This is a genomic window from Streptococcus sp. NM (assembly GCF_003390135.1).
Taxonomy (GTDB): Bacteria; Bacillota; Bacilli; order Lactobacillales; family Streptococcaceae; genus Streptococcus.
Map to the genome: position 1 here is coordinate 21,064 of NZ_QUOS01000007.1, position 16,069 is coordinate 37,132.

General features: G+C 38.8%; 7 protein-coding genes. 4 read left to right on the forward strand and 3 right to left on the reverse strand.

The features are described 5' to 3' along the window. Positions 1-24: 24 nt before the first annotated feature. The 3 genes from DXN33_RS08970 (at position 25) to DXN33_RS08980 (ending at position 11,335) form a co-directional block, all read left to right on the forward strand. On the forward strand, positions 25-9,810 hold the full coding sequence (locus DXN33_RS08970; protein ID WP_115904914.1) for a Rib/alpha-like domain-containing protein: 9,786 nt from the start codon (positions 25-27) through the stop codon (positions 9,808-9,810). Positions 9,811-10,073: 263 nt separating this feature from the next. After that, entirely contained in the window at positions 10,074-10,928 is an 855-nt protein-coding gene (locus DXN33_RS08975) for a VOC family protein (RefSeq protein WP_115904915.1), read from the forward strand. Between the two features lie 149 nt (positions 10,929-11,077). Beyond that, positions 11,078-11,335, forward strand: coding sequence for a metal-sensitive transcriptional regulator (locus tag DXN33_RS08980; RefSeq protein WP_000185159.1), 258 nt, complete (start codon positions 11,078-11,080; stop codon positions 11,333-11,335). A 188-nt stretch (positions 11,336-11,523) separates the two neighbouring features. Here DXN33_RS08980 and DXN33_RS08985 read toward each other — a convergent pair whose 3' ends face one another. Genes DXN33_RS08985 through DXN33_RS08995 form a run of 3 tightly spaced genes read right to left on the reverse strand, consistent with a single transcriptional unit; the run spans position 11,524 to position 13,791 of the window. Further along, positions 11,524-11,820, reverse strand: a complete 297-nt coding sequence (locus tag DXN33_RS08985; protein WP_042749802.1) for a rhodanese-like domain-containing protein — start codon at positions 11,818-11,820, stop codon at positions 11,524-11,526. Next, entirely contained in the window at positions 11,810-13,465 is a 1,656-nt protein-coding gene (locus DXN33_RS08990; protein ID WP_115904916.1) for an FAD-dependent oxidoreductase, read from the reverse strand. Before DXN33_RS08990 ends, DXN33_RS08985 begins: the two co-directional genes overlap by 11 nt. Before the next feature lie 20 nt (positions 13,466-13,485). Further along, on the reverse strand, positions 13,486-13,791 hold the full coding sequence (locus DXN33_RS08995) for a rhodanese-like domain-containing protein (RefSeq protein WP_042749805.1): 306 nt from the start codon (positions 13,789-13,791) through the stop codon (positions 13,486-13,488). A gap of 337 nt (positions 13,792-14,128) precedes the next feature. Between DXN33_RS08995 and DXN33_RS09000 the strand changes: the two genes are divergently transcribed. After that, positions 14,129-16,066 carry a site-specific DNA-methyltransferase gene (locus DXN33_RS09000; RefSeq protein ID WP_049552380.1) on the forward strand — a complete coding sequence of 646 codons (1,938 nt, stop codon included), beginning with the start codon at positions 14,129-14,131 and terminating at the stop codon, positions 16,064-16,066. Positions 16,067-16,069 lie beyond the last annotated feature (3 nt).

Below are 16,069 nucleotides of genomic sequence, written 5' to 3' on the forward strand. Positions count from 1 at the left end.
TAAAATATAAGCAAAGGAGTAGTAATGTACTCACGAACAAAAAAATATCATGGACAAAAAGTTCAACGATTTTCAATCCGAAAGTATAGTTTCGGTGCAGCATCGGTAGCAATTGCTGCGCTTATGATGTTTGGAGGTGGAGCCACTGCAAAAGCTGATACTATTCAAGGAAACGATGCAAGAACGAGCTCAAATTTGTCTAATCCACAGTCATCGCCATCTCAAGAAAGCTTAAATCACGAAGAGAATGTTGCGAGCCCTGATACCAAGAGAGAAGAAATTCCTTCTAAAGATCCAGTTTCTAAACCAGTAGTAACTTCAGCTGAAGCTTTAGTTAATGAAGATAAGCTAGTACCAGAAAATATTGCAAAGGTAGACTTTAGTAAGTTATCGGAAGCGATTTCACGTATTCAATCAGCTATAGATAAAGTTGAAATTAGTAATAAAACATCAAAAACTATTGAGGATGCCAAGGCAGCACTATTAGAAGCTCAAGCTTTATCAGCAAATGATAAAGCAACTCAGGCAGAGGTAGATAAAACTGTTGCAAGATTAGGAGAAAAGGCTTTTGTAATTGAGAGCATGCCAAAAGTGTCTCCTGCTGTAGAAGATAAATCAGAAACAGAAGCTAAAGTAGAAAAAACAAATAAAAACCAAGATCCACGAAACGGAAAAGCAATTCCTGGTAAAGGGGAAAGTGGATTTAGAGCGACTCCTACTGGTGTAGGGGAACAAGCAGCGGAAGGTCCTACTAGTAATAATAAAAGAGGGGTAGGAGCTAACCCAGTAGATAACGTTATTTCAAGTTTGAAAAATCAATTTGGAGATATTGATTTTAATACTCCAGATGTTGAAACAAAATCTGCTACTGTTGAAAATCAATATTCAAGAAATAGTACTAGTTCTCCAAATCCAGCTCCAGTAAAACTTGGTAAAATTACTTATAATTGGAAAGAAAAGAGAATTGAAAATGAAATTGATGGATGGAAAATAGAAGGGACAAATAATTATGTAACAGCGATTAAACCAGAAGCTCCAACAGAAGTTGCAGCGGATAGACCTGCTGGATTTGATCCGAAACCATCTAAAGTTTACGATAATAATGGAAGTATTGACAGACAATACAATGATACTCCTGTTCCAGGAAATCCATTAGCACCTAATAAAGCTAATCAAAACTATGCAAATGGTGTTAACTACTCAAGTGTACCTGGTGTTCCTTTAAATAATGCAGCACATTCAGCTGTAGGGAAAGATTATTATATTCAATTAAATAAGAAAGGTACACAAATTTCGAAAGAATTTAATGTTAATCCGAACTCTAGATTATACCTAAGTGTTCTAACAGGTGGTGCCTATGGGAATATGGGTACTGCTGGTACTGGTGAAAAAGTAGAAATTACAGTTAGAGATGCAGATACAGGTGAAGTTTTAAGAACGCTAACAGATGCGAATAATCATAATGAAACTACACACGTTTCAACTCCGTATGGTGATGGAGGGAATGGTAATGGTTTTGGTTTCTGGAGAACGATTATCAATACTCCAAATACGACTAAAAAAATTAAAATAACAATTAAGGCACTAGAGGATGGACCAGCATTTAAAAAGACCTATCCAGTAAATGGTAAATCAGAAATTGAAGATGGATATTTTGTAGGTGGGGTCAACTTAGCTGTTGGTGCTGCATTAGAAATGACAACAGATGTTGTTCGTAATAATGCTACATCCTCTTATGGAGAAGACACTCTCTATAAAGACAAAGAATCCGGTCAATTAAGAGTTACTGTGAAAAACGTTGGTGGGTTACCAACGTACGGCGCTTATGAATACACAATTAAAATTCCTGAAGGTGTCGAATTAAAAGATTCTCTAAAAAAAGCAAATGAATGGAATTGGCCTGGTCCTTTCCAAGTCGTATCGTATGATGAAGCTACAAGAACGCTTAGATTGAAATTCAATGCAGGGGATTCAGATCCAGCAAAGAATGGGACAAGAACATTCGGTATTGATTTCACAACGGCAAAAAATTTCAAAGGGACAGCTACTTTTAAGGTAACTGCAGAAATTAAAGAAGGATTTACAGATTTACAAGGCAACAGAGTATTAGAAAATACAGGTGTTGTAAATCCAAATAGTCCATATAGAAATACATTCAATGCTCTAGGAAATACAGACAATCCAGATTACTACTACAACAAAACAATTTACATCGATACGATTAAACCAGTAACTCCTACTGTGGAACCAGTTCATACTGATAGCATTAATGGAGAAAAAACTGATAAAAATCAACCAACAGAATTATTAATTTCTGTCCCAACAGAAAAAGATACTAATTTAACAGATGTACCTAGAGAAAAACAAGATATCGCTGACAATGATAGAAACAATGGAACGGACCGTGATGCTGATACTGAGGTAGACAATATTAAAGAAGCTATTGGTGGAGTAACTTCAATGAAAGTTACGTTACCAAATAGTAAAACTCCAATTACTTTAAATAAAAAAGAAGATGGTTGGTATATTGGTGAAACAAAAGTTGAAGTACGCGATGGTAAATTAGTTGTACCAGTTCCAAAAGGAACAGATTTGACAGAAGCGAATGAGACAACAAATCCTGACAAACGTATCAAAGTTACTGTGCTTGACAAAGCAGGTAACGAATCAGATCCAGCTTATGCTAATGTTCTAAACGAAGCTCCAACAGTAGCAGTTGAGAAAAAAGATTTATATGTTTATAAAACAAAAGAAGCTGACAAATGGAATAATAATAAAGTTCTAGAAAAAGCGAAACCATCTGCAACTGACTTAGAAGATGATCGTGATGGTGTTGATTCTACTAAACCAACAATCGCAGTAAGTGATGCAGGTAATCTAGATACAACTAAAGTTGGAGATTACACTGTAAAAGTTCAATCAACTGATAGTGAAGGTAAGAAATCAACAGAAACAAATGTCACTGTTCATGTCTTAGACTTAATTAAAGTAGACCCTACAGTAACAACTGATCCAACAAATCCAAGCACAACAGCTCCAGTATCTCCAAAAACAGCAGATACACCTGTAAAAGAAGGAGATGAAAATCTTGGTAAATATCCAGCAGGAGTTACTCGTGAGGACTTAGTTAAAGAAGTTACACGTACAATTAAGTATCTAAAAGAAGAAGATGCAAACAAAGATAATGCTACTCCTTTATATGCTGAAAAGGTGCAAAAAGTAACTTACAAACGTACAGCAACAGTTAATCCTGAAACAAAAGAAGTAACTTACTCTGATTGGGAAGTTTACAATGAAGCGGATAAACTAACTGATGCTAAAGCAGATGGTACTAATGGTAAGTATAACTCAGTTGAATCTCCAGTTATTAATAATTATTTATTAGTGGATAATGCGGATAAACTTGTTCCAGAAAAAGATGCTCCTAAGCCAGCACAAAATGGAACAGCAACTTCTGAAGTGAAGAAAGTTCTTTATAAAGAAATTGGTTCATTTGTACCTGAGTACCCAGCAGGAAAGAAACCACAAGGAGCACCAGATAAGATTTCTTATCCAAATAACCCGAATGATCCAACGGTTCCAGGTGATTTTAGCACGATAACAATTCCATATATCCCAGGTTATACTCCAGTATATAATGGACAAGAATTAACACCGAAAAATCCAAATGATCCAACTCAAGGCTATAAAGTTCCAGATGGATTTACACCAACGGATAAATTTGGGGAATCACCAATTACATATACACCTTCTACTCAAACAGCTAAAGTAGTGATTGAGAAGAAAGTCGATGGAGCCGCAAATGAAGTGGTTTCTAGCTTTGATTTAACAGGTAAATCTGGTTCAGAATTACCAGCAAGTACAGATGTTGACAACAAAATCAAAGAACTTAAGAACCAAGGTTATGAAGTAGAAAGTGATGAATACCATATTCAAGATAATCATCATCCAATTTTTGATGACAAGGAAGATATCAATGCACAAGATGGTACACCAGCACCTTCTCAAACATTCAAAATTGTGGTTAAACCTAGAATCATTGAAGTTCCTTCATCAACACCACATGAAAAAGATAGTCCAGTAGATCCAAATGGGGATACCCCAGAACTTAAATGGCCTGAGGGATTAGCTGAATCTGACTTGAATACAACAGCTAAACGTGTGATTTCATATGTGAAGAAAGATTCAGATACATCGGCTGAAGAAAAAGTTAAGGATGATACTGTTCAAACGGTGCCATTCACAAGAAAAGCGACCGTTAATCTTGTCACAAAAGAAGTAAGCTATACTGATTGGGAAAGTCCAAATAAAACATGGGATAAAGTTGGAGTAGACGTTCTACCAGGATATATTGCTGATAAAAAAGAAATTCCAGCTAAAGAAGCAGCAACCCCTGCAAAAGATACAAAAGTAATCCCTGATGAAACGGATAAAGTTACTTATACGAAGATTGGAAGCTGGATTCCTGTTGATCCAACCACTGGTAAGGATGGAGATCCGATTCCATTCCCTAACGATCCAAATGATCCAACCAAGACTGGTGAAGTTACACAAATTATTCCTCATAAAGATGGATATACTCCAAAAGATGGAAATGGAACACCATTAGAACCGGTAAATCCTGCTAAACCAGAAGAAGGATATAAACCACCAAAAATTACGGATCCAAAAGTAAATATCAAGATTACCTATGAAAAAGACAATCAAAAAGCAAAAGTTAAATTTGTTTCTGTAGATGATAAAGGTGTTGAAACACCATTAGATACGAAATATAATATTGATGATCTTACTGGTAAATCAGGAGATAAAATTCCAGAAGAAAAAGTTCAAGCACGTGTTGATGTTTTGAAATCTATGGGATATGATGTTGTAGATAATCCATTTGATCAGGATCCAACGTTTGATACTAAGAAAGAAATAGATCAAGAGTTTACAATTAAAGTTAAACCACAAGTTTCAACTGCAAAACCTGTTTATGTAGTAGAAGGAGATAAACCATCTTCAGAAAAATTAAAAGATGCTGTTACTACTAAAGGAAATGAGAAGACAGTAGATGAAACTAAACTTCCTGATACAACTGATAAAGTTGGGGATGACACATTAACAGCTCCTGTGACAGTGACATACGGTTCAGGGGATAATAAACGTGAAGAAACTGTTAATGTACCGATTAAAGTTGTTGCAGGATATCCACAAATTGTCCCAGTAAGTGCAGACAAGAAACAACCGTCTCCAGAAGATAATATTGACCCAGCAGACTATCCAGACGATGCTACATATGAGTACAAAGAAGAAGTTGATACAACAACACCTGGAGATAAGAAAGTAACTGTAGTGGTTAAACAGGGGGATAAAGTACTTGTAGAAGTACCTGCAACTGTTCGTGTAGTTGATAGCACTCCACAATTTGTTGTAGCTGATAAATCCAAACCACAACCAGATGCTAAATCAAGTATCACTCCAGAAGAATATCCAGAGGGAACAACCTTTGAGTATAAAGAACCGGTTGATACAACAACAGCGGGTGAAAAAGATGTAGTCGTTGTAGCGAAATTAGATGGAGATACTTTAGTAGAAGTACCAGCTAAAGTAGTGGTAGTAAGCCCTGAGACACAATATGTATTTGAAGACCCTGCCAAACCACAACCAGATGCAAGTGAAAGTATTAACCCTGAGCAATATCCAGAAGGAACAACCTTTGAGTATAAAGATCCAGTTGATACAACAACACCTGGAGACAAGAAGGTAACAGTAGTTGCTAAGAATGGTGAAGACAAACTTGTAGAAGTACCTGCAGTTGTGAAAGTATTACCAGTTGTTAAACCAACGGGAGTAACAGTACTTAAAGATAGCACAGATTTAGAAACAATGGTTAAAGCAAAAGCTCAAGAAGTAGTGGATGCATTACCAAAAGATAATATTCCTGCAGGTGTAACAGTAACTGTTAAAGAAGTGAAAGAAAAACCTGAAACAACTGCTACAGGAGAACAAAAACCAGCTAAGGTAGTTATTGAATATACTGATGAAAAAGGAAACGTTATTGGTACTAAAGAAGTAGAAGTCCCAGTAACAGTAGTTGGATCAACAACTAAACGAGTAGTCGTGTTTGAAGGTGATAAACCAACGAAAGCTGAAGATGCCGTAACACCAGGACAAGGCGGGACAGTTGGTAAACCAACAACATTACCAGAAACAACTGGAAAAGCAGGAACTACAGATGTAACAGTCGAAGTTCCAGTAACTTACGAAGGAATTAAAGATTCAGAGAAAGTAATAGTACCAGTAACAGTATTGCCAGTTGCTAAAGGTGAAGTAACAGTACCAAAAGGTGAAACTACAGATAAAGTTAAAGAAGTAGCTAAAGCTAAAGCGGAAGAAGTAGCAAGCTCAGCAGATTTCAAAGCTAAATTACCAGATGGTGCCAAAGATGTAGAAGTTGGAGCGATTACAGAAGAAGTGCTTGCAACCATTACATCGGAAGCAGGAACAAACAAAGGAATTGTAAAAGTCCCAGTAACCTATACAGTAGATGGCGTTAAGTATACAAAAGATGCAGAAATTACTGTAAATGTCGTTGGTTCAAATGCTGATCAAGTATACGTTGTTGAAGGCGACAAACCTGAAATAGCTAAAGTAAAAGATGCAGTAACACCAGGACAAGGTGGAACAGTACAAGATCCAACAGAAGCTGATTTACCAGATACAAAGGATAAAGTTGGAGCAACCGATGTAACAGTACCAACTAAAGTTAAGTATGCAAATGGTGAAGAGACAGTAAAAGTCCCAGTGACAGTATTACCAAAAGTAACCCCAGAAGGTGTAACAGTTCTTAAAGATAGTGATAAGCAAGAACTAGAAAAAGCTATTAAAGAACAGGCTGAAAAAGCAGCTAATAACGTGAAGGGGCTTCCATCAGGAGTTACTGTAACAGTTACAGAAGTTAAAACAGGAACAGTACCACCTACAGCAACAGTTGGTGTACAAATCCCAGCGACAGTAGTGGTAGAGTATGTGAAAGATGGTAAAGTAGTTGCGACTAAAGAGGTACCTGTACCTGTTAACGTAGTAGAAGTCGTTCCAGTCTCAATAGAGACACCAGTCACCTCTACCCCATTAACACCAGAGGATTACACTAAAGGCATCAAGATTCCAGAAGGCGGCAAGGTCACAAATGTTGAAAACATTCCAGACTTGACAACGCCAGGTAAGAAGGATCCAGTTAAGGTAACGGTTGAATTACCAAATGGCAAAGTGATTACAGTAGAAGTCCCAGTTAATGTAACACCTGTTAAAGAGATTGAGACACCAGTCACCTCTACCCCATTAACACCAGAGGATTACACAAAAGGCATCAAGATTCCAGAAGGTGGCAAGGTCACAAATGTTGAAAACATTCCAGACTTGACAACACCAGGTAAGAAAGATCCAGTTAAGGTAACGGTTGAATTACCAAATGGCAAAGTGATTACAGTAGAGGTTCCAGTAAATGTAACACCTGTTAAGGAAATTGAAACTCCAGTAACGAAAACTCCATTAACCCCAGAGGATTACACAAAAGGAATCAAGATTCCGGAAGGTGGAAAAGTAACCAATGTTGATAACATTCCAGACTTAACAACTCCAGGTAAGAAAGATCCAGTTAAAGTCACTGTAGAATTACCAAATGGAAAAGTAATTACAGTAGAAGTCCCAGTAAATGTAACACCTGTTAAGGAAATTGAAACTCCCGTTACGAAAACTCCATTAACACCAGAGGATTACACTAAAGGCATCAAGATTCCAGAAGGTGGCAAGGTCACAAATGTTGAAAACATTCCAGACTTGACAACACCAGGTAAGAAAGATCCAGTTAAGGTAACGGTTGAATTACCAAATGGAAAAGTGATTACAGTAGAAGTTCCAGTTAATGTAACACCTGTTAAAGAGATTGAGACACCAGTCACCTCTACCCCATTAACGCCAGAGGATTACACTAAAGGAATTAAGATTCCAGAAGGTGGCAAGGTCACAAATGTTGAAAACATTCCAGACTTGACAACACCAGGTAAGAAAGATCCAGTTAAAGTCACAGTTGAATTACCAAATGGTAAAGTAGTCACAGTAGAGGTTCCAGTAACTGTAACACCTGTTAAAGAGATTGAGACACCAGTCACCTCTACCCCATTAACACCAGAGGATTACACTAAAGGAATTAAGATTCCAGAAGGTGGCAAGGTCACAAATGTTGAAAACATTCCAGACTTAACAACTCCAGGTAAGAAAGATCCAGTTAAAGTCACTGTAGAATTACCAAATGGAAAAGTAATTACAGTAGAAGTCCCAGTAAATGTAACACCTGTTAAGGAAATTGAAACTCCCGTTACGAAAACTCCATTAACCCCAGAGGATTACACTAAAGGAATTAAGATTCCAGAAGGTGGAAAAGTGACCAATGTTGAAAACATTCCAGACTTGACAACTCCAGGTAAGAAGGATCCAGTTAAAGTCACGGTTGAATTACCAAATGGAAAAGTGATTACAGTAGAAGTTCCAGTTAATGTAACACCTGTTAAAGAGATTGAGACACCAGTCACCTCTACCCCATTAACGCCAGAGGATTACACAAAAGGAATTAAGATTCCAGAAGGTGGCAAGGTCACAAATGTTGAAAACATTCCAGACTTGACAGCTCCAGGTAAGAAGGATCCAGTTAAGGTAACGGTTGAATTACCAAATGGAAAAGTGATTACAGTAGAAGTTCCGGTTAATGTAACACCTGTTAAGGAAATTGAAACTCCAGTTACGAAAACTCCATTAACACCAGAGGATTACACTAAAGGAATTAAGATTCCAGAAGGTGGCAAGGTAACGAATGTTGAAAATATTCCAGACTTGACAACACCAGGTAAGAAAGATCCAGTTAAGGTAACGGTTGAATTACCAAGTGGCAAAGTGATTACAGTAGAAGTCCCAGTTAATGTAACACCTGTTAAGGAAATTGAAACTCCAGTAACTAAGACCCCATTAACACCAGAGGATTACACAAAAGGCATCAAGATTCCAGAAGGTGGCAAGGTAACGAATGTTGAAAATATTCCAGACTTGACAACACCAGGTAAGAAGGATCCAGTTAAAGTCACGGTTGAATTACCAAATGGAAAAGTGATTACAGTAGAAGTCCCAGTTAATGTAACACCTGTTAAAGAGATTGAGACACCAGTCACATCTACCCCATTAACGCCAGAGGATTACACAAAAGGAATTAAGATTCCAGAAGGTGGCAAGGTCACAAATGTTGAAAACATTCCAGACTTGACAACACCAGGTAAGAAAGATCCAGTCAAAGTAACTGTGGAATTACCAAATGGAAAAGTTATTGTAGTAGAAGTTCCAGTAACTGTTACTCCAAAAGCGACTCCAGCTCCAAGAGAAACAGTTAAAACTACCCCAATCGTAGTAGAGGTTGGAACTCCAATTGGCAAAGATGATGTTAAGAAACATGTTGAGTTACCAAAAGGTGCCGAAATCGTAGAAGTTGGAGAAATCCCAGCAACTGATACGGCAGGACAAAAACCAAGTGTTAAAGTAAAAGTGAAACTACCATCAGGAGAAATCGTAGAGGTAGAAGTCCCAGTAACAGTCATACCTAAGCATGTTGAACCATCAACTCCAAACCAACCAGCTTCTCAACCATCAACACCTAAAAATGTTGAAGTTCAAAAAGAATTGCCTAACACAGGTACAGAAGCCGACTCTAGCTTAGCAGCACTTGGACTTTTAGGTGTCTTGAGTGGATTTGGACTTGTTGCTCGCAAGAAAAAAGAAGACTAATTCTAATTAGATTTTCTGATAAGAATAAGGAGTAGGATATCATATCCGCTCCTTTTCTTTTTGGGATTGAGATGAGAGTTATCATAGCATTGGTTAAAAATTTTCGGTGGTTTTATTGTCAATTCTCTATAGATTTTCTCGTTCTAATCCCATATAGACAAGATTACAGAATCATGATCTATAAGTTGTCTAACTTGACTTTCTTGATGGGAATGATATAATAGTTGTAATAAAAAATATTACAACAGAAAAGAGGACTATTTATGACCTATGAATACAAGAGCCACATTTATTTGGCAGAGGCAGTTTTAAATGTAAAGGATTTGGCAAGTCAAACAGCCTTTTATCAGCAAGTGCTTGGTTTAGAAATCTTATCTCAAACTGAGACAGAGGTAGTTCTAGGCCTGGGTGGAAAAGCCTTGGTACAACTGATTCAAGCACAAGAGAGTGGAGAAGTAAGGGAACATTATGGCCTTTACCATTTGGCCATTCTCTTGCCGACACGAAAGGCTTTGGCTGATGTCTTGAAACACCTGACAGATTTACAGATTCCTCTTGTTGGCGGTGCAGATCACGGTTACAGTGAGGCCCTTTACTTGGAAGATTTGGAGGGGAATGGCATCGAGCTCTATCGAGATAAGCCAGTTTCCACATGGGATATTCGAGAAGATGGACGCATTATTGGGGTGACAGAGGCTCTTGCGGCGCAGGATATCTATGAGTTGGGAGAAAGGGTAGAGCCTTTTATCCTAGCAGATGGTACGAGAATGGGCCATATCCATCTTTCCGTCAAGGATAGTCGAAAGTCAAGCCAGTTTTATCAAAAGGTGTTAGGACTAGAGGATAAATTTAGTGTGCCTAGTGCTAGTTGGATTGCAGCTGGAGATTATCATCATCATTTGGCAGTCAACGAATGGGGAGGAAAAAATCTGGCTCCGCGTAAGGCAGGTTTGCCAGGTTTAGCCTACTATGTCATTGAAGTCGCGCATAAAGAAGAACTGTTAACGATTGCCCAGCGAGCGCAAGAAGTTGATGCACCAGTTAAGTGGCTGACATCTAGCCAGTTGGAAATCACAGACCCAGACGGAATTGTGACTCGTATTCGTTTAGCAAGGTAAAACTAGAAAACTCTAGTAAATTATCAGTATGGCTAGTTTACCTTTTGAAAAGTCTTTGATAACAGAACTGAGTGAGCTGGATGGGCGAGAATTTTGACAAAGAAGCTGATTAGAGATATAATGAAGAAAAATCGAGCAAGGAAAAAGAAATGACAAACTCAAAGTATATTACTCGTTTGAAACGTTCAGAGGGCCAGTTGCGTGGGATTCAAAAGATGATTGAAGAAGATCGTGACTGTGCTGATATTGTGACGCAACTGACAGCCGTGAAATCTAGTGTGGAGCGCGTGATTGAGATGATAATTACGGAAAACCTTACTGAATGTATCAATCAGCCACTAGATGATCCTGAAGCTCAAAAGGAACGCCTAGAAAAGGCCATCCGATACTTGATTAAACGGAAATAAAGAGATGAGAGTTGCAAAGATCTCTGCTAGTAGAATAGTTTAATGTGAATCAAGAGAGGCTGGAAAAAGTCTTTAAAATAAAAGAACGCATACTATCAGGTGTTGAAAGCCTTGATAGTATGCGTTTTATTGTGGGGAAATTTACTTCATTTTCTCCTGAAGTTGAGTTTTTGCCCAGCTCCTTTTGATTATTCTACTTGACCTGGCCAAGCATTCATGCCACCTTCTACATTGGTAACAGTGAGGCCTTGGGCGCTGAGAAATTGGCAGGCAGAGGCAGAACGTACTCCTCCTTGACAGATGACATGGTATGTACGGTCAGAATTGAGTTCTTTGTAGCCCTGCTCTAAGGTACTTAACGGAAGATTTTTGGCACCTGGTGCATGTCCTGCTTGGAATTCATGTGCTTCACGGACATCGATAAGCTCTAAATTTTCATTTTGATATTTTTCATAAAAGTCAGCCATACTGATACTAGTTTCCATATTCTACTCCTTCTGGGTTAGCCATTTTGTATAGTGAATAAGCGCCGTCAAGGTTTTGTACGGTAAATCCTGCTTGCTTGAGGATACGCTCTGCGATATAGCTGCGCAAACCACTGTGGCAGCTGACGATGTAGGCCTGGTTCTTGTCCAGTTCATTCAAGCGTTCCCGTAGTTCGTTTAGGGGGATGTGTATAGTGTCTACCTTAAGTCGACCACTTTGGAGTTCGCCACTGGTCCGCACGTCTAGGAATTTCTTTCCCTTAGCCAGTTCGTCTTCGAGATGGTACCATTGAACGTTGTCGCTGAGAGCTTCGATAAGGTTTAAGGCTGCGTAGCCCAGCATATTGACGGGATCCTTGGCAGAACCAAATGGTGGCGCATAGGTAAACTCTAACTCTGGTAAGTCAAAGACGGTGAGATTTCCCTTGATAGCAGTTGCTAGGATATCGATTCGCTTGTCAACGCCTTTCTTACCAACTCCTTGGGCACCGTAGATTTTTCCAGTGGTTGGGTCAAAGAGGAGCTTCAAGGTTATATCAGTAGCTCCTGGGTAATAACCGGCGTGGTCTTTTCCGCTGACATGAAGTGCCTTGTAAGGAAGTTGATTCATGATAAGGATATGTTCGCTGAGACCAGTCGAAGCAGCTGTCATATCAAAGGCACGAACGATAGCAGTGCCGATACTGCCCTTGTTTGTACGTTCTAGTCCTGCGATGACGTCTGCCACTTGGCGTCCCTGACGATTGGCAGGAGAAGCGAGAGAGATGAGGGCATCTTGGCCTGTGATTTCTTGCTTGACAATGATAGCGTCACCGACAGCATAAATATCTTTTTGACTGGTTTCGTAATGTTCATCGACTAGGATACCACCACGAAGTCCCAGTTCAATCCCCGCAGCTTTTGCCAGTCCGTTTTCAGGTTCAACACCGACAGAAAGGATAGTGAGGGCAGAAGTGATCTTTTGCCCGTTTTCGAGAACGATGACTTTTCCTTGGTCTTCAAATCGAGTCGCAGACTGAGAAGTGATAACGCGAACACCGTTTTTAACCAATTCTGCTTGGACAAAGGCTGCCATTTCTTGATCTAATGGTGGCAAGACATGGGGTGCTTTCTCAACAATAGTAACTTGCAGGCCACGTTTTGCCAGATTTTCAGCCATTTCAAGCCCGATAAAGCCTGCACCAATAACGACAGCTTCTTTTGGATGATTGTCCAAGGCTGCCATGATTTCATCGAGATCGGGAACATTGCGAAGAGTGTAGGCGTTCTTAGCTTCTACCAAGCCTTCAATGGTAGGAACAAATGGTTTAGCTCCTGGGGAGAGGATCAGCTTGTCGTAGCTTTCTGTGAATTCCTGTCCATCATGGCGTACGGTCACAGTGTGCTTTGCTGGGGAAATGCTGATGACTTCATGGAAAGGACGAACATCCAAATTAAAGCGTGCTTTGAGACTTTCAGGAGTTTGGACCAATAAGCTATCACGGTTTGCAATTTCTCCTGAAACATAGTAAGGAAGTCCGCAGTTTGCAAAGGAAACAAAGGCACCTTTCTCAAAAATAGTGATTTCAGCGTCTTCCATGAGACGTCTGAGGCGGGTTGCTGCTGACATACCGCCTGCAACTCCTCCGACAATGATAATTTTCATTGACTTTCTCCTTTATATATCTAGATGACCTTACCTGTCCAAGCGCTCATACCGCCTCGGACATTGATGACATCATATCCTTTTTTCTTTAGCTTTTTCGCAGCTAGTTTGCTTCGCACACCAGAATGACAAATGACATAGAGTGTTTCTTTTGTCGCTGGTGTGTAGGAACCAATTTCGGTTAGAGGAACATTTTTGGCATTTTTGATATGGCCTCTACGAAATTCCATCGGCGTCCGAACATCCAGTAGCTGAATTGGTTCCTTGAGTTTGGCTTCTAACTCGCTGGTAGAAATACTGTCAATTTTTGTAAATAAGTGAAACATAGGCACCTCCTAATATACCCTTATGGGGTATATTAAACCATGAAGTCAAGCTTTTGTCAAGCAAGTTGTTTTGAGTTGGGTATATTAGATTTTTTTAGGATTTGATCGCTTAAATTATGATATAATAAAAATATCAAAAGAACTTTGGTTGATACTTAAGAAAACTCTATGAACCGAAGATGCAAGGAGAAATTATGCATAAAAAACCACACATATATATATATATATATATATATAATTTCGCGAATAGCTAAGTTTTTTAATGTTTTATTTATACGTATACCTGTTACTTTTGTGGCAGGCTTTTTGCGTACCATAAGCATGAAGGAGGTGGCTCATGCTTAAGGATATTCGGATGGAAAATCAAGCCATCACATCTAAATCAGCCTTTCTCAAGGAGTTGAAGAGTAAACTTCCAGATTTCTTTGTAGGCGAAAGCTTTGATATGGACAAATTTAAGAGAAGTCTAGCTAAGGAGAGTATTCAAACGGAGTTGTCTTCTGGCTACCAACTAGATTTTGTCGGGAAGAACTATGCAAAAAAACAAACAGGAGAGCTTTCAGAAACGGTAGTTGTTCCTAATATCAAGCATAATGAAGAGATGATTCATCAGAACAGCCGCAATCTCTTTTTTACGGGGGATAATTTGGAAGTTCTGCGCCATTTGCAAGCTGGTTATGAAAACAGCATCGATGTCATCTATATTGACCCACCCTATAATACAGGCTCGGATGGTTTTGTCTATCCAGACAGTTTTTCTCATAGCGATGAAAGTCTCAAAGCTATGTTTGGTATGGATGAGGAGGGACTTTCTCGGCTTAAGTCTATTCAAGGTCGTGCTACACACTCAGCTTGGCTAACCTTTATGTACCCAAGACTCTGGCTAGCAAAACGTCTTCTTAAGGATACAGGTGTTATTTTTGTCTCTATCGATGATAATGAACAAGCTAATCTAAAGTTACTTCTGGACGAGATATTTGGAGAAGGACAGTTTGTGGGAACGATTATTCACCAGAGAGCTAAAGGAGGAGGACAAGCTAAGTATGTTGTAAAAGGACATGATATTGTAAATGTATACTCAAAAAATATTAGTAAAATGAAACCTCTACTGAAGCCTAAAAATATTCAGTCTGAAACAATTACTATTGATGGTGTAGAATATATCAAGAATGACGATATTTATCGTAAAACTTTTGGTAAGTATGAAAAAGGAACGGAGCGACGCCTGTTTTATGAGGAAGCGTTAGAGCTAAAAGGACAAAAATTTAAAGATGAACTCGATCGAAAGATAAATGCAGGTGAGGTTTTTCTTGAGAAACGTAGTGATGGGAATCATATTATGTATAGTTTGACTCCTATTACCGAAGCATTTTCAAAAACATATTCAATTATAAAAGCGTTATCTGAGGAAGGTAGAAATAGGCTAGATGAACTTAATTTAGCGGAAGTATTTTCTTATCCAAAGTCTGTAAATTTGATTAAGTCGTTTATTAATTATCAATTTGATAAATCTGCCACTGTTCTAGACTTTTTCGCCGGTTCTGCAACAACAGCTGATGCAGTTATGCAGTTAAATGCTGAGGACGGAGGAAATCGTCGCTATATCATGGTACAGTTGGATCAACCGACTTTTACGACAAACTCTGATGGAACAGAAATTCCTGCAAAAGGAGCAGAAGCTGCCTATAAGGCTGGTTATCGCTATATCGACCAAATTTCTCGTGAACGGATAAAACGTGCGAGTGCTAAAATTCTTGAGAGAAATCCTAGTTTTCCTAACTTTGATGGTGGATTTAAGCATTATCAAGTAGTCAAGCCTGATCAGAAATTGTTGGAAGACTTGGATACGTATGATATTGAGACAGGAACTTTTATGGATGGATCTGGACAAATTAACTTGATCGGCGAAGATTATTTTGACGACATGTTGACACCTTTTTCAGCAGATTATCTGGGAGTTGAGGGGGGAGCTTTAGCTTACGAGACCATTTTGACAACTTGGAAGTTATCAGATGGATATGCAGTTGATAAGAAAGAAAATTATCTTGACCTTGCTGGTTACCCTGCTATCCAACTGGATAATCGTTTATATTTGATTGAACAGGGCTGGACAGAAGAGCAGACAAAAGTATTAGTCAATCTTCTTGGTAGGCGCGAGCTGGAAGTTCAGACTATCATTCTATATGGTTATAGTTTTGAGATGACAGCCCTGCGTGAGCTTGAGTTAGCCTTGTCCAGTCTGGACAAGGTAGTTAAGTTGATAAAGAATTATTAGGAG